General features: G+C 60.2%; 17 protein-coding genes and 2 pseudogenes. 12 read left to right on the top strand and 7 right to left on the bottom strand.

The features are described 5' to 3' along the window. Positions 1-7: 7 nt before the first annotated feature. Positions 8-469 (bottom strand): hypothetical protein, encoded by a 462-nt coding sequence (locus HF916_RS26090; RefSeq protein WP_168791635.1) that lies wholly within the window; start codon positions 467-469, stop codon positions 8-10. A gap of 447 nt (positions 470-916) precedes the next feature. Here HF916_RS26090 and HF916_RS26085 point away from each other — a divergent pair. From HF916_RS26085 to HF916_RS26070, 4 genes and pseudogenes are all read left to right on the top strand, one after another. Continuing rightward, positions 917-1,039, top strand: a pseudogene (locus HF916_RS26085) (SDR family NAD(P)-dependent oxidoreductase); the annotation flags it as partial. Positions 1,040-1,302: 263 nt separating this feature from the next. After that, the gene (locus HF916_RS26080; protein WP_168791634.1) at positions 1,303-2,499 is read left to right on the top strand and encodes an MFS transporter; all 1,197 of its coding nucleotides are present in this window, start codon (positions 1,303-1,305) and stop codon (positions 2,497-2,499) included. Between the two features lie 87 nt (positions 2,500-2,586). Next, positions 2,587-3,603 carry an MBL fold metallo-hydrolase gene (locus HF916_RS26075; protein WP_240975504.1) on the top strand — a complete coding sequence of 339 codons (1,017 nt, stop codon included), beginning with the start codon at positions 2,587-2,589 and terminating at the stop codon, positions 3,601-3,603. 88 nt (positions 3,604-3,691) lie between these two features. Continuing rightward, positions 3,692-4,228 (top strand): carboxymuconolactone decarboxylase family protein, encoded by a 537-nt coding sequence (locus HF916_RS26070; protein ID WP_168791633.1) that lies wholly within the window; start codon positions 3,692-3,694, stop codon positions 4,226-4,228. Positions 4,229-4,388: 160 nt separating this feature from the next. Here HF916_RS26070 and HF916_RS26065 read toward each other — a convergent pair whose 3' ends face one another. Together HF916_RS26065 and HF916_RS26060 are read right to left on the bottom strand one after the other, a co-directional pair. Continuing rightward, entirely contained in the window at positions 4,389-4,685 is a 297-nt protein-coding gene (locus tag HF916_RS26065) for a porin (protein WP_240975503.1), read from the bottom strand. Beyond that, a complete protein-coding gene (locus HF916_RS26060) occupies positions 4,682-5,644 on the bottom strand; it encodes an AEC family transporter (RefSeq protein ID WP_168791632.1) in 963 nt (320 codons plus the stop codon). Before HF916_RS26060 ends, HF916_RS26065 begins: the two co-directional genes overlap by 4 nt. Positions 5,645-5,908: 264 nt before the next feature. Here HF916_RS26060 and HF916_RS26055 point away from each other — a divergent pair, with 264 nt between their 5' ends. Beyond that, positions 5,909-6,364, top strand: coding sequence for a LysR substrate-binding domain-containing protein (locus HF916_RS26055; protein ID WP_240975502.1), 456 nt, complete (start codon positions 5,909-5,911; stop codon positions 6,362-6,364). Between the two features lie 66 nt (positions 6,365-6,430). Here HF916_RS26055 and HF916_RS51740 read toward each other — a convergent pair whose 3' ends face one another. After that, positions 6,431-6,547 carry a hypothetical protein gene (locus HF916_RS51740; protein WP_346777723.1) on the bottom strand — a complete coding sequence of 39 codons (117 nt, stop codon included), beginning with the start codon at positions 6,545-6,547 and terminating at the stop codon, positions 6,431-6,433. Positions 6,548-6,659: 112 nt separating this feature from the next. Next, a pseudogene (locus HF916_RS51030) lies at positions 6,660-6,848 on the bottom strand (nitrilase-related carbon-nitrogen hydrolase); the annotation flags it as partial. Positions 6,849-7,534: 686 nt separating this feature from the next. On the opposite strand from HF916_RS51030, the gene HF916_RS26045 reads away from it, so the two are divergent. Next, positions 7,535-7,906, top strand: a complete 372-nt coding sequence (locus HF916_RS26045; RefSeq protein ID WP_168791630.1) for a YciI family protein — start codon at positions 7,535-7,537, stop codon at positions 7,904-7,906. Positions 7,907-7,912: 6 nt separating this feature from the next. Then, positions 7,913-9,172 carry an RNA polymerase sigma factor gene (locus HF916_RS26040; protein ID WP_168791629.1) on the top strand — a complete coding sequence of 420 codons (1,260 nt, stop codon included), beginning with the start codon at positions 7,913-7,915 and terminating at the stop codon, positions 9,170-9,172. An 844-nt stretch (positions 9,173-10,016) separates the two neighbouring features. Here HF916_RS26040 and phnY read toward each other — a convergent pair. Further along, positions 10,017-11,471 carry a phosphonoacetaldehyde dehydrogenase gene (phnY, locus tag HF916_RS26035; protein ID WP_168791628.1) on the bottom strand — a complete coding sequence of 485 codons (1,455 nt, stop codon included), beginning with the start codon at positions 11,469-11,471 and terminating at the stop codon, positions 10,017-10,019. Between the two features lie 13 nt (positions 11,472-11,484). Then, the gene (gene phnA / locus HF916_RS26030) at positions 11,485-12,720 is read right to left on the bottom strand and encodes a phosphonoacetate hydrolase (RefSeq protein WP_168791627.1); all 1,236 of its coding nucleotides are present in this window, start codon (positions 12,718-12,720) and stop codon (positions 11,485-11,487) included. 303 nt (positions 12,721-13,023) lie between these two features. Here phnA and HF916_RS26025 point away from each other — a divergent pair, with 303 nt between their 5' ends. From HF916_RS26025 to HF916_RS26005, 5 genes are all read left to right on the top strand, one after another. Next, positions 13,024-14,004 carry a putative 2-aminoethylphosphonate ABC transporter substrate-binding protein gene (locus tag HF916_RS26025; RefSeq protein WP_206001951.1) on the top strand — a complete coding sequence of 327 codons (981 nt, stop codon included), beginning with the start codon at positions 13,024-13,026 and terminating at the stop codon, positions 14,002-14,004. A 131-nt stretch (positions 14,005-14,135) separates the two neighbouring features. Then, positions 14,136-15,227: a putative 2-aminoethylphosphonate ABC transporter ATP-binding protein gene (locus tag HF916_RS26020; RefSeq protein WP_168791625.1), complete on the top strand. Its 1,092-nt coding sequence runs from the start codon at positions 14,136-14,138 to the stop codon at positions 15,225-15,227. Continuing rightward, positions 15,224-16,951 (top strand): putative 2-aminoethylphosphonate ABC transporter permease subunit, encoded by a 1,728-nt coding sequence (locus tag HF916_RS26015; protein ID WP_168791624.1) that lies wholly within the window; start codon positions 15,224-15,226, stop codon positions 16,949-16,951. Before HF916_RS26020 ends, HF916_RS26015 begins: the two co-directional genes overlap by 4 nt. 35 nt (positions 16,952-16,986) lie before the next feature. Next, positions 16,987-18,117, top strand: coding sequence for a 2-aminoethylphosphonate--pyruvate transaminase (locus HF916_RS26010; RefSeq protein WP_168791623.1), 1,131 nt, complete (start codon positions 16,987-16,989; stop codon positions 18,115-18,117). A 94-nt stretch (positions 18,118-18,211) separates the two neighbouring features. Further along, entirely contained in the window at positions 18,212-19,600 is a 1,389-nt protein-coding gene (locus tag HF916_RS26005) for an FAD-dependent oxidoreductase (protein WP_168791622.1), read from the top strand. Positions 19,601-19,612: the final 12 nt, after the last annotated feature.

The raw sequence follows: 19,612 nt of genomic DNA, 5'->3' as shown, positions 1-19,612 counted from the left end.
TCGGCGGCTAGCGCTGACGACCCCGATCCTCGCTGGCACGCATGGAGATGTTGCTCTGCGGGCCGGGTGTCGTGCCTCGCGGCAGACGCAACAGCTCGACGTGCTCAACAATGCGCTGATTGATGAACTGGACACGGCTGTGCTTCTCCATGGCGCAAAGGTCAGTATCGGTTGCACATTGCGACTGTCCGTGAAGCTTGCAGGTGGTGTCCAGCAAACTGTCGAAGACGGTCGATGCGATGACCGCCAATTTCCTGAACGCTCTCGTCGCCACGTTGACGCTCTCGGCGCTGTTGTGGTCAGCGAAGGCCCGACGGAATCGGCCGCCGCGCGGTTTATATAGGCGGCCTGGTCTTCCAGGCGCTCTCTCGCTTATCCGTTCTTCATGATGATGAACACAGGTCAGCCAGCGATGATCTATCTGGTGATCTCGCTCGGACGCGGCAGGGCAAACCAATGCCAATGCCATCACGGTCTTCAAAGCGGCCTACGGGTACGACGTGCTGAAGGACACTGGGGTTTCCTTGTCAGAACGGTCGAGTACCACGTTTGACTACAATCGGCGTACCGGTCGACGGTATACCGGATTCCGCAAGCGGAAATTCCCACGTCGCACAACACAATCGGCGCGCAGGTCATCCAGGCATTTGGCATTGCAAAAAGTCAGAGTTCCGGTCGAGCGTAGTGGACTGTCGACAACGGCTTCCTGACGCCGACGATGAAGATCCGGCGCGCGGTGATCGAGGCGCGTTATCTGCCGCTGTCGAAGGCCTGGGAGGAGGCTGGAGAGGCTGTCCTCGTCGAGGCTGCATAGCGAAGAGAGCGGGGGCAATGGCAATCGCCGGGTTTCCGGCGATTGCGCTGAACCGCAGCGAAAAATAATCGATCCTTGCAAACGTCGCGGCGCCTCCCAACCGCGAGCAAGGCCGGCGTGACTGGAATGACGCTACCCATCGCCCGCGATCTGGCGGAGCACGGCATTCCCTTGGTCTCCATCGCGCCGGGACTCTTCGAGTCCGGCATGTCCGCCGGCCCGCCAGGAAGTAGCGAATGTGCCGCAGTAGCATGACACCTCAACTATAGGCGATGCTTATTATTTGAATAGTAAACCGGTCTTGGACGCTATAGCCAAATCGCACCATGATCTTCTCAACCCCCGGCTTGAGGAGATCATGGTGCAAGAGCCAATCGACGGTTTTCTTAAATTTCACAAAGGATGCCTTCCCGAAGCGCATCCAAGCGGTTCCAACGCGTGAGAATCGCCGCCACACCTGACGCGGACCCCACCCGTGAAGGACTTCCATGTCTGCCCGAACACCTGACCTGACGAGACGGTTGACGCTGCTGTTTGCGCTTGCCTCCGGCGTCATTATCGCGAACATCTACTATTCACAGCCGCTATTGGCAGCTATTGCGAGTACCTTCGGCTATAGTCCGGCCCGACTTGGCTTGCTGGTTACGCTCACCCAACTCGGCTACGCGTGTGGCTTGCTATTGATCGTGCCACTCGGCGACGTGTTGAATCGACGCACACTGATCGTATCCTTGCTTCTGCTCACGGTGGTCGCGTTGCTCGCGGTAGCTCTGAGCCCTGACTTCAAACTGTTTGCTGCCGCGAGCATGCTACTCGGTGTAACCTCGTGCGCCGCCCAGTTGCAAGTCCCGTTCGCCGCTTCGCTCGCATCCGACAACGAGCGTGGGCGCGTAGTAGGCACCGTGATGAGCGGTTTGCTTCTCGGCATCCTGCTGGCGCGGACAGTCTCCGGAACCATCGCGCAATTGGCGGGCTGGCGCATCGTTTATGGAGTCGCCGCATTTTTGATCCTGCTTCTGACCTCGTGCCTCGTGCGAGCGTTGCCGCAAGACCGAAGAAGTGATCGATCCTGGCGCTATCGTCAGCTGCTGCGGTCTCTGCTGACACTACTGAACCAACACCCCACGATCGGCCTGCGCTCGCTCTATGGCGCTCTGGGTTATGCCTGCTTCAGCATCTTCTGGACCGCACTGACGTTTCTTCTCAATGCCGCTCCGTACCACTACTCCGAGGCCAGGATCGGCGTGTTTGGTCTGGCCGGTGCCGCCGGTGCGCTCGCGGCCGGCTCGGCGGGGCGTATGGCAGATCGCGGGCATGGGCACCGTGCGACTGGATTTTTTAGCAGCGCGATTCTGGCGTCGTTTGTGTTCATTTACGCGGGTGCGCACTCGCTGACGTTATTGATAGTCGGCGTTCTGCTTTTGGACGTGGGCGTCCAGGGCTTACACATCTCCAACCAGGGTGTGATCTATGCACTCGCTCCGGACGCGCGGAGTCGAATCACCACCATTTATCTGACCTGCTATTTCTTTGGCGGCGCAATCGGTTCAAGCGCGGCTAGTGTGGCTTATTACAAGGCGGGCTGGTCAGGAGTTTGCGTTGCCGGTGCCTTGTTTTCGACCCTGTTGATAGGTAGCTGGCTGGCGGCGCATCGGCAGCAACGCCGCAGGCTCTGCCTTCAATGAGGTCGGGCAGATATCGAAGTTCACCGGCTATTCCCGTACTCGACATACATGCAGATGATTCGGTTTGCTCAATAGAGGTGAAGAACTATGAATGCGTTTGTCAAACTAGCAAAAAGATCTGGCGTACTTTCAAAACTGTTGTTTGTATCGATCGTCATTGCCGCCAGTTCTCCGTTGGCCTCTACGGCAACCTTCGCCGATACCGGCAGTCAGTCTTCGCCAGGTAAGGACGTCACGCCAGACGACTATTTTCATACTGGTGCGGGTGCCCGATATTTACGCCGTGCCGACGGGGAAATCGTCGTGGAGCCTCTGCGTGGAAATATCACCGTGCTAATGGGTTCCGGCGGCAACATTACCGTCCTGTCGGGCAAGGAAGGCAAGTTTCTGGTTGACGCGGGCATTAGCAAATCGCAAGAAAAGCTGCAAGCCGCTCTCGACAAGATCAGTCCCGCGCCGCTGAAATACGTGGTGAACACGCATTGGCATTGGGACCATACCGATGGCAATGCATGGATGCATGCAGCTGGCGCCACCATCGTTGCACACGAGAATACCTTGAGGCATCTGACCGAGACTACGCATGTCAATGCCTGGAATTGGACTTTCGATCCGGTGCCGGCAGGCGCGCGCCCGACCCTGGTTGTCAATAATGAAGAGACCTTCACCTTCGCAGGAACGAAAATCGAAGTGGAGAACTTCGGTCATGGCCATACGGACGGTGACTTATGGGTCTACTTCAAAAAGGCGGATGTGCTAGCGCTGGGAGACACCTTCTGGAACGGAATTTATCCGTATATCGACAATGAAGCGGGCGGCAACATCGACGGGGCGATCCAATGGGCCAACAAGGCTGTGGCATTGACGACAGACCACACCATCGTCATTCCTGGCCACGGCGCAGTGGGTACACGCGCCCAACTGATCGAATTCCGCGACATGCTGGTCACAGTACGCAACAACGTCGCAACCTTGAAATTGCAAGGCAAATCACTGGACGAAATTATCGCGGCCAGGCCGACGGCGGCTTTCGACGCCAAATGGGGCAGCTTTGTGTTCAACGGCAGCCAATTCACAAAGATGGTCTACGACGGCCTGCAATAAAGACGCCAAGGATGGTAATCGTGCTCTTTGCCGCAAAACATTGACGCAGATTCTTCTCAACCGACGTAATACGTAAAAGGAAATCATCATGACTCGTCTCCACACGATCGCATTGTCCGAAGCCACGGGTCGTGCGGCCGAATTGTTCAGCGCAGTTAAAAGTACGGTCGGAAAGGTTCCCAATTCATATATTGGAATCGGCGGCAATAGTCCGGTTGCGCTGGAAGCCGTATTGAACCTGGAAGCCTCGCTCAAAAAAAGCAGCTTGAGCGCTATCGATATCGAAGTGGTTAAACTGGTCGTCAGCCAGACTACCGGCTGTGACTATTGTCTGGCCGCACACACACTGATGGGAAAAAGAATAGGTCTGAGCCGCGAAGGCATTCTGGCGTTGCGTCAGGCGCAGCCGTCGGGCGATGCGCGTAATGATGCGTTGGCCAAGTTTACGCTACATATAATCACCACCAGTGGCACAGTTTCTGCCGATGTGGTGGCAACAGTCAAAGACGTGGGTGTCACCGATACGCAAATTGTCGACGTCACAATGGCGATTGCAAGCATTGCTTTCACCAACCTGTTTAACCGTATCAACGATACTACGCTTGATTTCCCTGCCGCAGATTGATGCAAGAGGCAGCTCTCCAAGCTCCGCGTTAAAGACGTGCCGGTGAATGGTTTCTGGTCCGAGCCGACTTTCGAATTCAATTGACTCGCGGCGTGGCCGCACGCCCCGGAATCCGGCAAACGGACTTTCGCAGGACGTGCGACTTTCGACTGTCGGTTGGCTAAAACTTATGACGCAAGGTGGCACAGATCGCAAGCTGATGATGGTTCGATGAGTCACCGAGATTGCCGATGTCGGCAACCGTGGGCGCGCCCGTCGACGACGTGCCTGACGCGCGTTGCCATGCGCCTTCGATATAAAGGTCCGTCCGCTTCGACAGGAAGTAGTCTGCCATCAGCATCACCTGGTTGTAGTGCTGGCTGCCCACGGCTTGACCCGCCGAGGTGTTGACGGATTCACCCTTCAGGTAGTTGTACGCCGCACTGAAACTCAGTGCGGGCCTGAGCAGCCATTTCACAGTGCTGAAGAAAGTTTCAGCGACGATGGCGAGTCCGCGCTACAGAACGTAAAGCCAGGCGAGCAACGTGAGACTGAAAAGAGCGTGGTCATCGAGATCACCGCACCCACTACAGTCTTTTCGACGTCGTATTCGACCGCGAGCACGTACGCGCTCTTGGCAGTGGGCACGGCAGCGCACACGACGGCAGCGACGGTCGCAGTCCGGTCGAGGTCAACCGCGAGGCAAAGCGCGTAGACCACGAGCGGCATGATCGCCAGCTTGAGCGCCGTCAGTAACGCATAGAGACTCAGCCGCTCGCGCAGTTCGGCGATTGTTAGATCAAGTCCAATTGCGAACAGCGCGCATGGCGTCAACGCTTCGCCGAGAATGGTGAGAAACGACGCGACCGGCCCGGACAGTTCCAAATCGAGGATCGACCAAAGCAGTCCGAAAATCGTCGCAAGGATGACGGGATTGGTGGCGATCTGCCGGATCAGGGCAGCCGTCCGTATGTTGCGCGATGTATCGTATCGCCCGATCTCGAGCAGCAGAACCAGCATCGGAAACATGACGGCGCCGACGAATACGGTCGCAATCGCCGCCGCGAGCACGCCCGGTTGGCCAAAAAGCGTCTTCAATATAGGGAGCGCGACGAATCCGGTGTTCGTCATCGACACGGCAGCAGCCAGTATTCCGCTCTTCGCGACGCCTGCGCCCCACGCGATTCGCACAAACATCATGACCGCCACAAAGCAGATCATGGAGCCGCCGCCGAACGCAGCAAGAAAGCGCCAGTCAAGGAGCGAGTGAAGCGACTCATCGGCGATCGTCAGGAAGACCAGGGAAGGCATCGCCACGTAGTAGGCAAAGCGCATCAGCGGTGCGGCCAGCGCGCGCGGCATGTAGCCGGAGGCGCCGGAAAACCATCCCGTTAGAATGATGGCGAAGATCGGAAGTATGGTGCCAGCGAGATGCATAGTGACCTCCCGTAGCTGTGGGACTTGGGCATATCACCGCTCATCCCTGACTGGACGTCATTATCGGAGAAAACTTGGCGCAACGGACGACGCAGTTTTAGCCGCAAGCCGACAACCGGTCATCGACGGTTGCGCGATCCAGGGTGGAATACGCACCAGCAGCCTTCATAGTGCTGAAAGAAGAAGATTGCACGCGAGCGGCCGGCGCGTTGCCTGGAACGGCATGCCCAGCAACTGCGACTGGCCGGCACTCAGGGCAAGCTCGTGCGCATCGTGGTTCCGAATACCTTTGCCCAGTTCCTGCTGCCCGCTGTCATGCAGCATTTCTACGAAACGCATCGCGACGCGGTATTGGAAGGGTTTTCGAGTACCTACGACGCTCCAGAGCGCGCATTGCTGAGCCGCGAGGTCGATCTGGCGTTCGTGCGACTGCCGACGCGGCTGTCCGGCTTTTCAGTGAAGCGACGGTTCAAAAGCGAATCGGTGAGCGTGGCGTGCGCGATGGTGGCACGTGGGGTCGGCGCGGCGATCGTCAACCGGTTGATCGCGCAATGCTGCGACGCAGAGCAGTTCGTCATGAGCCCATTCGTGCCGACGACTAGCTTCGAGACCGGGATAGCATCCCTCGAATCCGATCCGATCAACGGAACCTGCCATGCATTTGCCGCCTGCCTCGTCGAAGCGCTGGACAATCTCCATGCGCTGCGCGAGGCTGATTAGTTTTACTACGCATCGCTTATCACTTATGGCTTCGATCTCTTGGCAAGGCCCAGTTTTTCCATTGCCTCATGCCCAGCGATCATCAACGTCGCGATCTCGCTCACGGTAAATCGCGTTGACATCGGTGGGCAGTTGTGACGGAAACGGCCAGAGCACGCGCACCGGACGGCCGATACGGCGCAACTGCTCTTCCAGAACATTGCGCTCGTCTCCCGGCGGATGAATCGCCAGGACACGCGGCGTGCGTAGATCCGGCGACGATATGAATACCAAGACGCTTTGCGGTTTCGGCGAGCAGCCGCGCGGTTTCGCCGTCCGGAATCGGTTCGGCCAGCGCGAAGACTTCGTCGCGATCCTTGAACACGTAGCCCGTGTCGGCCAGTTCTGGCAACACCACCAGCGACGCGCCGTGGTGCGCTGCGGCTTCGATGTGGCGGACACATTGCGCCACGTTGTGGCGCTTTCTGCCGACATGAGGTTCCATGCTGAACGCATGCGATGACGAGCCCATCGAGACCACGTTCCGCGGAGTGGTACTGCAGCGTCACCATTTCTTCTCCCAAAAGCAAAAAGCCCCCGAACTTGCGTTGGACGCGAGTTCGGGGGCTGCATGACCTTCCATGTGTGGCACTGCAACGTTGCCGTAGAGCCGCCAGCAAAAATGACGGCTCAGTGGGAGCGGATTTATGACGTCAAATTCACGATTCAAGAGATTTGACAGCCTGTAGGGTAACTACTCGCGGGTCGTGATCGCGGGGCCGCACGGCGCTGAACTGTCCGTGCCCGGTCGGCTTTTCTGACGGCCAGCGCGTTTTCATTGCGCTCTGCGCTCGATCTGATCGTGTCTTGAGGGCCGAGTCCCGGCTATGGTGAGCATCGAGACGGGGACAGTCGGAAGCCAGATATCCTCGCAAAGATTGTTGCGATACCTGCGGGAACGGGGCTTTAATGTGGTCTGTAATGGTGCGGTGAAACTGATAGCCGCATCGAGGGGATGGCGGCCTCGCCCGAAGTGACCGCGCCCAGGGTCTCGACGGAGCCGAACGAACAATGCACGTGCGCCGTCCGCGATTTTTTCGCGGCGGCCTGTCCGTCAGCAAGCGGCCCGCGCGTCATTGTGATGGCGGTCCGATGTAATTCATCCGCCTCAACCCCATGACGGAGGCTCATATGCAATACCTGTTAATGATCTATTCAGAAGAAAACGGCTGGAACCAGATGAGCGACAGCGAGCGGCAGCAAGGCGTCGCCGCGTATCAGGCGTACACCGAATCGTTGAAAAAAGCCGACGTTCTGGTGGGCGCCAACCGGCTGCAGCACACGAACACGGCGACCACGGTGCGGCTCGTCGACGGCAAGCCACAGGTACTTGACGGACCGTTCTCCGATTCGAAGGAGCAGCTTGCCGGCTACTACCTGATCGACGTGCCCAACCTGGACGCGGCGATCGCGTGGGCGTCGCGTTGCCCCGGCGCGGCGCACGGCCTCCTGGAAGTGCGCCCGGTCTGGACTGCCCCGTACGATGCGCCATCTGCTGCATAAGTCGGTATGGCTGCGGCCGTGAACGCTGACGGCGCCGCGCGTTCGATTGCCGAGGCGGTCGCCCGCCGCAGTTACGGCAAGCTCGTCGCGCTGTTGGCAATGCGCACGCGCGATGTCGCCGCTGCCGAGGATGCGCTGGCCGACGCGTTTGCGGCCGCGCTCGCTGACTGGCCGGCGCGCGGCTGCCCCGCGAATCCTGAAGCGTGGCTGATGACGGTCGCGCGCCGCCGGGCGATCGACGGCGCGCGCCATCGCCGCGTCGGCGACGAAGTGACGAACCAGCTCACGATCCTCGCCGACGAGATCGACGAGCGTGAAGCAGGCGCGTTGCCCGATCGGCGGCTTGCGCTGCTGTTCGCGTGCACGCACCCGGCGCTCGAGGCCGCGATTCGTACGCCGCTGATGCTGCAGGTGGTGCTGGGGCTCGAAGCGAAGACGATTGCTTCCGCGTTCCTGATGTCGCCCGCCGCGATGAGCAAGCGCCTCGTGCGGGCGAAGAACAAGATCCGCGCGGCGGGCATTCCGTTCAGCGTGCCCGAGCGCGAGGAGTTGCCGGGCCGGCTCGCCGCAGTGCTGGAAGCGGTCTATGCGACGTATGCGGAAGGGTGGACCGACCCGGTCGGCCACGATACAGAGCGGCGCGATCTCACCGGCGAGGCGCTGTTTCTTGCACACCTGCTCGTCGAACTGCTGCCCGAGGAGCCAGAGACGCTGGGTCTGCTCGCGCTGATGCTGTATGCGCAGGCGCGTTGCGACGCGCGACGCGATGCGGCCGGCGACTATGTGCCGCTGTCGGCTCAGGATCCGGCGACATGGGACGCGCCGATGATCGACGCAGCCGACGCATTGCTGCGGCGCGCAAGCGCATTCAACGCAATCGGACGCTTCCAGCTCGAGGCTGCGCTGCAGTCGGCGCATGTGCACCGCTGCCGCACGCATCGCCCGAACTGGGACGAGATCGTGCAACTCTACGATGCGCTGTTCGCGATTGCAGCGTCGCCGGTGGTCGCGGTGAACCGCGCGCTCGCGCTGGCGGAACGGTACGGCCCGCAGGCGGCGCTCGATGCGCTCGAGCCGTATGCGGACGATCCACGGCTAGCCGACTATCAGCCGTACTGGGCCGCGCGCGCCGATCTGCTCGCGCGTGCCGGCGCGACGGCTGAAGCGCTCGGCGCGTACGATCTCGCGATCGGACTCGAGCGCGATCCTTCCGTGCGCCGATTCCTGCAGCGCAAGCGCATCGAGCTGTCATCGGCGGGACGTTAGATCGCGTCTTGCGTTTGCCACGCGAGGTTTGCAAGCCGCGCGTGAACGTAGCTCAGAACTGGAGTCGCGCTGCGCGGTCCTGATCATTCCGTTCCCACTGGAATCGGGTCGAGTCCATATGATTCCAACCACCGCGCGCGATTTCGTAACGGTGCAGGCGGCCCGGCAGCCGTTGATCGCGAGCGCCGCCGACGGCAATGGCGGACTCAACGCAATGGTCAACGCATGCCAGAATCGCGGCGCGGCGCTCTCAGCCGTTCCTTGTCCGGCCGTCGATAGAGATCGTGCCAATCCTGTTGTATGGTCTCCCCTTGATTGAATCCATTTTGAACAGATAGCACCCACCGGATGGCTCAATCCCATGCCGAGGAATGAGTGAATGCCCAAATCCAATTCATCTGCAGTCAAGGCACCCACGACCGCTCCAAAGTTTGATCGGCGCAGGCGACGTGCTCGACACTGTCCAGCAGGATCTGGTCGACTTTTTGATGCAGAAGGTTAGACGGGCATGATTGCGCTTGCGATTGGGATCGGACGCAACGCGATTCGTGGTTGGCATCTGACCACTCAGGCTACTTGAACAGCGAAGATGGTACCGTTTGAACCGTCCCCGGATAATTCAAATAATCGAATGCCATCAGGAAGCGAAGCTCCGCGAGGGCAGCGCGAACGGATGCTCAGTTTCCGTGCTGCGGACAGAACTGTAGTCGCAGAGGCTGAAATTGCATCTACCGCCTATTTCCCGCCACAGAATCGACGAATGTCCCTGCCCGCAGCTACCGCTATGCCTGGTCCTCAGCGGTCAGAGACAATTCGTCGCGAGAGGCGTATTAGCGCCTCGCACTCACCATGGCAGCGAGTAGGTCTTCGTGTTGGTAAAACTCTTCATGGCCTCCTGCACGCCTTCCTTGTAGCCGAGCCCCGAGTCCTTTATGCCGCCGAACGGCGTGAGCTCGAGCCGGTAGCCCGGCACTTCGCGCACGTTCACGCTGCCCACTTCCAGTTCCGTGATGAAGCGCGTAATGTAATCGAAGCGGTTCGTGCAGATCGACGACGACAACGCGTAGTCGGTGCAGTTGGACATGCGGATCGCTTCGTCGATGTTGGAAAAGCGCATGATCGGCGACACGGGGCCGAACGTCTCGTGTTTGACGAGCGGCATGTCGGGCGTGACGCGATCGACGACGGTCGGCGAATAAAGCGCGCCCTCGCGATGGTTACCCGCAAGCAGACGGGCACCGCGCGACAAAGCATCGTTGACCTGGCGTTCGCAGAACTGCGCGGCCGCCTCGTCGATAACCGTTCCCATCTCCACCGAACTATCCGCGGGATTGCCATATTTCCACGCACGGGTCTTGTCCACGACCAGGTCGGTAAAGCGATCGGCAACCGACTCGTGCACCAGCATGCGCTTGATGGCCGTGCATCGTTGGCCCGAATTCTTATAAGAGCCCGATACGGCGAGTGAACTGGCTTCGTCGAGATCGGCGTCTTCCATCACGATGATCGGGTCGTTGCCGCCGAGTTCGAGCACCGCGCGGCGGTAGCCCATCCGCGAAGCAATGGATTTGCCGATCGAGACGCCGCCGGTGAACGTGATGAGATCGATGGCCGGGTTCGTAATCAATTCGTCGGCGATCACGCGCGGATCGCCGGTCAGCACTTGCAGCATCTGCACCGGCAAGCCTGCTTCATAGAGAATGTCGGCGAGCAGATAACATGACAGCGGGACTTTCTCCGACGGTTTCACGACGATACGATTGTTCGTCGCAATCGACGGCACGATCTTGTGCGCGACCTGGTTCATCGGGTGATTGAACGGCGTAATAGCGGAAATCACACCGAGTAGCGGATCCCGTTGCGTGTAGACGCGCCGTTTCTTGCCGTGAGGCGTGAGATCGCACGAAAAGATCTGGCCGTCGTCTTTCAGTACCTCGCCGGCGCCGAAAACCAGCACGTCCGCGACGCGGCCGGCTTCGTAGATCGAGTCCTTCTTGCACAAGCCCGCTTCCGCCGTGATGAGCGCGGCGATTTCTTCCGTGCGCGCACGCACTGCGTCGGCGGCGCGCCGCAGGATCGCGCCGCGTTCGTAGCGGGTCAATGCCGGACGATATGCACGCGCGAATTCGAACGCGCGGCGCACGTCGTCGAGTGTCGCTTTCGGAACCGTGCCGACGAGTGTGCCGTCGTATGGGTTGCGCACTTCGATCACTTCGTCGCGAAAGATTTTTTCGCCGCCGATACGCAGTGCTTCGTGACGCGCTTGCGATTGAGCCTTGGTGTCCACAACAGCGTTCATGTTCGATCCCCGTTCATTGAAGGTGATTGAGTGCGATGTCGATGATGTCGAAGTTGCGCAGCCGTGCCCGCTCGCCGACCGATTTCGCGACCGGCTGATTGAACAGGAGCGGGACGATCTGCTCGGCGAGGCCGCCATGCGAACGCAGCGGCACATCGAGACCGGACAGATCGTGCTTGATGCGCCGCGTGCCGAGCACCACATCACGCGTTGAGATCACGATCAGGTCGCCCATGCGCGCTGGCGGAAGTTCGAAACGCGCGCAGCCTTCAGCGCCCGTCAACACCAGTTCGATGCCGGGCACCGCGGCCAGCTTGCGGCGCATTTCTTCGAGGTCGGCAGAAGCGGGAAGGTAGACGGTCGCGAACGATCCAAGCGCGCCGTGATGCACGACGTAGGGATCGGTGATCGGCAGGATCACGCGGGCGGCGTCCTCGCCGAGCCACTGGTCGAAGCGCTCCTGCAGATAGATCACGTTGGGTTCGCCGTCGTCGTTGTGCTTCGCGTTCATCCCGTGATCGGCGGTGATCGCGACAATCGCACCCAACTCGTCGAGCCGCTGCAGATAGCCGTCCATCATTTGATAGAATGCGTTCGCGCCGGGCGTGCCCGGCGCACACTTGTGCTGGACGTAATCGGTGGTCGACAGATACATCAGGTCGACTTCACGGGTTTCGAGCAGCCGCACACCGGCCGCGAATACGAACTCGGACAGGTCGGCGCTGTACACGCTCGGCACCGGCTTGCCGACCAGCTCGAGCAGGCCGTCGATGCCGTTCTCCTCGAGCGTCGCTTCGTCGGCTTTCTCGGCCGAGAAGCACACCCCCTTCAGGCCTTTGCCGAGCAGTCGGCGCAGTTTGTCCTTTGCCGTGACCACGGCCACCTTGGCGCCCCGCTCAGCAAATCCGGCGAGCACCGTAGGCGCGATCAGGTACTTGGGGTCGTTCATCAGCACCTCGGTGCCGCTGTCGCGATCAAAGAAGTAGTTGCCGCTGATGCCGTGCACAGCGGGCGGCACGCCCGTGACGATCGACAGATTGTTCGGGTTCGTGAAGCTCGGCACCACGCATTCGCCCTTGAGGGCAGTACCCGGACGCAGCAGCTTGCCAAGAAACGGTGCGACGCCTGCCGCCGCCGCCATCTCCAGATATTCATACGCGCAGCCGTCTACACAGACCACGACCACGGGTCGATGCATCCAGTTGTAGCTGCGGCCGTTCACTTCGATGGAAACCGGTGTTTCGCTCATGACGTGTCCTTTCGGCTAGGGGTAAGTCGGGTGTTGTTGATGGGGCATTATGTGGCAAAGTGTGGCAATACTTGACATTAAAATTGATGCTTTGTAGATTGTCAACAACAGACAACATTCAGATTTCTCCCAAAAGCAGTCGTCAGGAAGGTTGCAACAAGCAGTGGTCCCGTAGCACCGGTCGTTTTCGTCGCTGGCCGCGACGCCACTTTCTCAAGGGGTCTGGAAATGAAGGAAAAGCAGGGGTTGACCAGTCGCAGTAGTCGTTTGAACGTGGCGCTGCGTTGTCTTGTGGCTGCCACCATGACGCTGGGCGCAGCGCAGGCCGCACATGCGAAAACGCAGTTGCTCGTCTATACGGCGCTTGAGGACGAAGCCATGAAGCCGTACAAGGACGCCTTCGAAAAAGCCAATCCGGATATCGAAATCCGCTGGGTACGCGATTCGACGGGCGCGGTCACTGCCAAACTGCTCGCGGAAAAAAACAATCCGCATGCCGACGTGGTACTCGGGCTGGCTGCGTCGAGCCTCACACTTCTCGATCTGCAGGGCATGCTGATGCCCTACGCGCCGAAAGGCTTCGACAGTCTGACGCGCAAGTACAGCGATGCCAACACGCCGCCGCACTGGGTCGGCATGGACGTGTGGGGCGCGACGGTCTGCTACAACCGCGTCGAAGCGGAGAAACGCCACCTGCCTAAGCCGACCTCATGGGAAGACCTGACCAAGCCGGTCTACAAGGGCATGATCGTGATGCCGAGCCCGGTGTCGTCCGGCACCGGCTATCTGGATGTGACGTCGTGGCTGCAAACGTTCGGCGACGACAAGGGTTGGAAATACATGGACGCGCTCGACAAGAACGTCGCGCAATACGTGCACTCGGGTTCGAAGCCCTGCACGCTGGCCGGAACCGGCGAATTCCCCATCGGCATCTCATTCGAATTCCGCGGTCACGAATTGCAGGCGCAAGGCGCGCCCATCGATCTGATCTTTCCCAAAGAAGGGCTTGGCTGGGACATGGAAGCCACCGGCATCATGAAAACAACGAAGCAGCCGGAAGCGGCACGAAAGCTCGCGGACTTCATGGCCAGCAAACAGGCGAATGAAATCACCGCGCAGTGGTGGGCGATCGTGGCGTACCCCGGTGTCGCGAAGAAACTTTCGGGCATCCCCGACAACTATTCGGAACTGCTCGTGAAGAACGATTTCACCTGGTCCGCGAAGAACCGCGACGCCATTCTAGGCGACTGGCAAAAGCGCTACGGCAGCAAGGAACAGAAGTAAGGCCAGGTTGAGCCGGATCTTGAGGAATGCCGAGGCGCGCGAACCGTGCGCCCCGAACGATGCGGTGACGCAGCGCACGGTGGTGCGTCGCCGCCATGCGAGCGAGCAGGCAAGCGGAAGCGGAGGAGCAGATGACAGCGTATTTGAGCGTGCAGCGAGTCTATAAGCGGTTTAACGACACGCCGGTTCTGGAGGACATCAATCTTGGCGTGAAGAAGGGCGAGATGCTCTGTTTTCTCGGACCGTCGGGATGTGGCAAGACAACTTTACTGCGCATCATTGCCGGACTGGAGACACAGAGTGCCGGCCAGATCATGCAGGACGGCCGCGATATCTCGCGTTTGCCGCCGCAGCTTCGTGACTACGGCATCGTTTTCCAGTCGTACGCGCTGTTCCCGAATCTGACCATCTTCGACAACGTGGCCTATGGCCTCGTGAATCGAAAGATGAAGCGTGCCGCAATCGCCGATCGCGTGAACGAATTGCTCGCATTAGTGGGCCTGCCGGACGCTCAGCGCAAGCATCCAAACCAGTTGTCCGGCGGGCAGCAGCAACGTATCGCGCTCGCGCGCGCGCTTGCCACATCGCCGGGACTGTTGTTGCTCGATGAACCGCTGTCGGCTCTGGATGCCCGGGTGCGCGTGCGGTTGCGGCAGGAAATCCGCCAGTTGCAGCAGCGCCTCGGCGTGACGACGATCATGGTCACGCACGATCAGGAAGAAGCGCTGTCCATGGCAGATCGGATCGTCGTGATGAATCAAGGTGTGATCGAGCAGATCGGCACGCCGCACGAAATCTATCGCGAGCCGGCGTCGCCGTTCGTTGCCGACTTCATCGGCAAGGTCAATCTGATTCCCGCCGAGGTGACGCACGACGGCAGCCTCAAGGCCGGCTCGATCGCACTGCGCTATGGATGCGGAACGGAGCGTGCAGTCCTGGGTTCGCCAGTCTCGGCGTTCGTGCGCCCGGAAGACATCCATCTCAGTGCGCCCGACAGTGAGGCGGACAACGTGCTGTCCGCCTCCGTCGAGAAACTGGAATTCCTCGGCGCGTTCTGCCGGGTCAGCTTCAAGGTGGACGGCCTCGGCGACCAGGAGATTGTCGCTGATCTGTCGTTTCACGAAATGCATCGTACTCGTCTGCAGGCCGGGTCGCGCTTCCATCTGGCCATCAACCGCGAACACGTGTGCGTCTTCTCCGCCGCGAAGGAGCGACTGCAATGAGCGCCGTTCTGATCGAGCATCGCAGTGGCGACGACGGGCACGCCGAAGTACGTCAGAAGAGCCATTGGCATGATCGCGTCGCGCAATTGGCACTCGTGCTGATGTCGGCGTTTCTCGGCATGTTTCTGCTCGTGCCGCTGGCGTTGGTCATTGGCAAATGTTTTGTCGATGCGGACGGCCGCTTTGTCGGGCTGGCGAATTTCACCGGCTATCTGGTGGATTCGGGCGTGTGGATGTCGACGTTGCATTCAGTGACGGTCGCTTGCCTCGTGACCGCCATTGTGATTCCGATGGCGTTTACATTCGCGTACGCACTGACCCGTTCGTGCATGCCGATGAAAAACGCCGTCCGCACAGTCGCGCTGCTTCCATTGCTCGCGCCGACGTTGCTGTCAGCCGTGTCGTTCATCTACTGGTTCGGCAACTCGGGCATCCTGAAGCCGCTGCTGCACGGACATTCCATCTATGGACTGCCGGGCATCGTATGCAGCCTGGTTTACGCTGCGTTTCCGCATGTGCTGATGATTCTCGTGACCGCGCTGTCGCTGTCCGACGGACGCTTATATGAAGCGGCCGACGCGATGGGCACGCGCCGCGCGCGCAAGTTCTTCACCATCACGCTGCCTGGCGCGAAGTATGGTCTGATCAGTGCGACGATGGTGTCGTTCACGATCTGCATCAACGACTTCGGCGTGCCGGTGGTGATCGGCGGACCCTACTCCGTGCTCTCCACCGATATCTACAAGCTCATCATCGGCTTGCAAGACTTCAACCGAAGCGCGGTGGTCAGTCTGCTGCTGCTCTGTCCGGCCCTGGTTGCATTCGCCGTCGACTTCTTCATTCGCCGCAAACAGCAATCGCAGCTCGGCGCGCGCTCCACGCCTTATCAACCGAAGCCGGCGCGGGGTTTCGACATGGCGATGCTCAGCTATTGCGCGATCGTCTGCACGCTGCTGTTGGCCGTGGTCGGCATTTCCGTGTTCGCCTCGTTCGTGAAGTTCTGGCCGTATCAGATGAGCCTCGGCTTGCAGCACTACAAGATGGGGCTGATTGGCGCCGGGATCTTCGACGCCTATAAGAACAGCCTGAAAATGGCGGCGTGCGTGGCGATCGGTGGGACCATCATCGTGTTCGGCGGCGCGTATCTCGTCGAGAAGACGCGGGGGCCACGCTGGTTGCGCGGCTTCATTAATCTGTGCGCGATTCTGCCGATGGGCGTGCCGGGTCTCGTGCTCGGCATCAGCTACATCTTTCTGTTCAACTCGCCCGCCAATCCTTTGAACGGCCTCTATGGGACGCTCGCGCTGCTGGCGATCGTCACGGTCGTGCACTACTACTCGTCGAGCCATCTGACGGCGGTTACCGCGCTTCGTCAGATCGACAACGAATTCGAAGCGGTCTCGGCTTCGCTGAAAGTGCCTTTCTATAAGACGTTTTTGCGGGTGACCGTGCCGGTTTGCCTGCCGTCGATCCTGCAGATTGCACGCTATCTGTTCGTCAACGGCATGACCACGGTGTCCGCGGTTGCGTTTCTTTATTCACCCGATACGCAGCCGGCCTCGGTCGCCATTCTCAATCTCGACGACGCCGGACAAATCGGCCCGGCCGCAGCGATGGCCACGCTCGTCCTCGTGACGGCGGCGTTCGCGTGTTTGCTGTTTGCCGGCGTGTCGCATGGCGTAATGCGCAGAACCCAGGCATGGCGCACGTCGCGCCGTGGCTGAAACGCGCGTTCATCAAAGATCGATAAGGAGTTACTGTGAATCTGTCCTCCGCACCCATTCTGCTCACTCCCGGTCCGCTCACGACTTCCGACCGCACGCGTCAGGCGATGCTGCGCGACTGGGGTTCGTGGGACGGCGACTTCAATCAGATTACCGCGCGTATCCGTCAACAGACGCTGCGCATCGTGCACGGCGAAGGGACGCATGAATGCGTGCCTTTGCAGGGCAGCGGCACGTTCTCCGTGGAAGCCGCGATCGGCACGCTGGTGCCGCGCGACGGATACGTACTCGTGCCGAACAACGGCGCGTATTGCCAACGTATCGCGAAGATTTGCCGTGCGCTCGGTCGCCGTCACCAGACCATCGACTACCCTGAAGACACGCAGATCAAAGCGGCTGACGTCGATCGCGCACTCGCGGCCGATCCGGCCATCACGCACGTCGCACTCGTGCATTGCGAAACCGGCGCCGGAGTGCTCAATCCGTTGCATGAGATCGCCGAGGTTGTCGCGAAGCACGGACGCAGTCTGATCGTCGACGCAATGAGTTCGTTCGGCGCAATCGACATCGACGCGCGCCGAACGCCCTTCGATGCCGTTGTGGCCGCCTCCGGTAAATGTCTGGAGGGCGTACCCGGCATGGGCTTCGTGATCATTCGCCGCAGTGTGCTGGAACGTTGTGAGGGAAACAGCCCGTCGCTCGCGATGGATCTCTACGATCAGTGGGCCTACATGAACCGCACGACGCAGTGGCGCTTCACGCCGCCCACGCATGTCGTCGCGGCACTCGACGAGGCGATCGCGCAATACATGGAAGAGGGCGGACTGGAAGCGCGCGGCGCGCGTTATACAAGCAATTGCCGGGCGTTGATCGAAGGCATGGCTGCGCTCGGTTTCCGGACCTTTCTCGATCCGTCGATTCAGGCGCCGATCATCGTCACGTTCCATGCACCTGACGATCCCAACTACGACTTCAAGACCTTCTATACGGAAGTGAAAAAGCGCGGCTACATCCTCTATCCGGGCAAGCTGACCCAGTCGGAAACATTCCGCGTCGGCTGTATCGGCCACTTCGGCGAATCCGGCATTCCCGGCGCGGTTGCCGCGATCGCCGACACGCTGAAGGCAATGGGGATCACGCGGATATTGGCGAAAGCGGCGGCCTGAACAGGCCCGCGTAAACGTTTCTTCCCGGTCGAACAGGTAGGAAACCTTGCTTCCTCCGACCAGAGCTAAACCGTTATATCAAGGCGAGCCATTTATGCGTCCGTTCTGGATTGAACAAGCACTCTTTGCCGATGGATCATTGGCGCCCGCGCTGCAGGGCGCGACGACTGCCGATGTTTGCATTGTCGGCGGCGGCTTCACCGGTTTGTGGACCGCCATCCAGGCCAAGCAGAAAAAGCCCGAACTCGACATCGTGATCATCGAAAGCGATCTGTGCGGTGCGGGTGCGAGCGGCCGCAACGGTGGCTGCCTGCTGACGTGGTCGACGAAGTTTTTCACGCTGCGGCGGCTGTTTGGCGAAGCCGAAGCGGTTCGGCTGGTGAAAGCGTCCGAAGCGGCTGTCGGGCGGATTCGCGACTTCTGTGTGGAGCACGCCGTAGATGCGGAATTGCGCCTCGACGGCACGCTCTATACGGCGACCTCGCGTGCCCAACTCGGCGTGCTCGATCCGGTGATCGCCGCATTGAGCGAGCGCGGCATCAATTCGTATCAACATCTGTCACCGGATGAAGTAGCGAGCCGTTCGGGTTCGGCGCGCAATCTCGGTGGCGTGTATTCGCCGGTCGCGGCGACGGTTCATCCGGGCAAGCTCGTGCGCGGATTGCGGCGCGTGGCGATCGAAATGGGCATTCGCATTTACGAACGCACGCCGATGCTGGAGTTTACTGCCGGCGAACGCGTGACGGTGCGCACGCCGGCCGGCAGTGTGATTGCGTCGAAACTCGTGCTCGCCATCAATGCATGGATGGCGAGCCGTTTCCGGCAGTTCGAACGCACGCTAGCAGTTGTCTCCAGCGACATGATCGTCACCGAGAAATGCCCCGAACTGCTGCATCGGATAGGCCTGAAAGATGGCGTGTCGGTGCTCGATTCGCGGATCTTCGTCTACTACTATCGCAGCACGCCGGACGGGCGGCTGATGCTGGGCAAGGGTGGCAATACGTTTGCGTGGCGCGGCCGGATCGCACCGGTGTTCGATCAGCGCTCGCCATATGAAACCGATCTGACGCGCAGCCTGCACGATTTCTTCCCCGCGTTGCGCGACGTGCCGGTGACGGCGAGCTGGAATGGCCCGTCGGACCGGTCGGTCACCGGCTTCCCTTTTTTCGGCCGGTTCGACAATGCGCCGAACGTGCTCTACGGATTCGGCTATTCCGGGAACGGCGTTGGACCGACCTATATAGGCGGGCAGATCCTGGCTTCGCTGTTGCTCGATCTGGACAACGAGTGGACACGCAGTCCTTTGACGAACGGACCGTTGGGCTATTTCCCACCCGAACCGATCCGCTTCGTGGGCTCGATTACCGTGCGTGGCGCCATTCGCCGCAAGGAGCGCGCGGAAGACGAGGACCGACAGCCGTGGCTCGTCGATCGCTTGCTCAGCAAGCTGGCCAACGCCGCGGGCAAGTCGGATAAAGCGTAACGCAGCCGTTCA

This window comes from Paraburkholderia aromaticivorans (assembly GCF_012689525.1).
GTDB lineage: Bacteria > Pseudomonadota > Gammaproteobacteria > Burkholderiales > Burkholderiaceae > Paraburkholderia > Paraburkholderia aromaticivorans_A.
This window is presented reverse-complemented; position numbering and strand designations above follow the sequence as displayed.

Coding starts and splice junctions, on each gene's coding strand:
- HF916_RS26090 (WP_168791635.1), bottom strand. CDS start 469: ATGGCATTGGCATTGGTTTGCCCTGCCGCGTCCGAGCGAGATCACCAG.
- HF916_RS26080 (WP_168791634.1), top strand. CDS start 1,303: ATGTCTGCCCGAACACCTGACCTGACGAGACGGTTGACGCTGCTGTTT.
- HF916_RS26075 (WP_240975504.1), top strand. CDS start 2,587: ATGAATGCGTTTGTCAAACTAGCAAAAAGATCTGGCGTACTTTCAAAA.
- HF916_RS26070 (WP_168791633.1), top strand. CDS start 3,692: ATGACTCGTCTCCACACGATCGCATTGTCCGAAGCCACGGGTCGTGCG.
- HF916_RS26060 (WP_168791632.1), bottom strand. CDS start 5,644: ATGCATCTCGCTGGCACCATACTTCCGATCTTCGCCATCATTCTAACG.
- HF916_RS26045 (WP_168791630.1), top strand. CDS start 7,535: ATGCAATACCTGTTAATGATCTATTCAGAAGAAAACGGCTGGAACCAG.
- HF916_RS26040 (WP_168791629.1), top strand. CDS start 7,913: ATGGCTGCGGCCGTGAACGCTGACGGCGCCGCGCGTTCGATTGCCGAG.
- phnY (WP_168791628.1), bottom strand. CDS start 11,471: ATGAACGCTGTTGTGGACACCAAGGCTCAATCGCAAGCGCGTCACGAA.
- phnA (WP_168791627.1), bottom strand. CDS start 12,720: ATGAGCGAAACACCGGTTTCCATCGAAGTGAACGGCCGCAGCTACAAC.
- HF916_RS26025 (WP_206001951.1), top strand. CDS start 13,024: ATGACGCTGGGCGCAGCGCAGGCCGCACATGCGAAAACGCAGTTGCTC.
- HF916_RS26020 (WP_168791625.1), top strand. CDS start 14,136: ATGACAGCGTATTTGAGCGTGCAGCGAGTCTATAAGCGGTTTAACGAC.
- HF916_RS26015 (WP_168791624.1), top strand. CDS start 15,224: ATGAGCGCCGTTCTGATCGAGCATCGCAGTGGCGACGACGGGCACGCC.
- HF916_RS26005 (WP_168791622.1), top strand. CDS start 18,212: ATGCGTCCGTTCTGGATTGAACAAGCACTCTTTGCCGATGGATCATTG.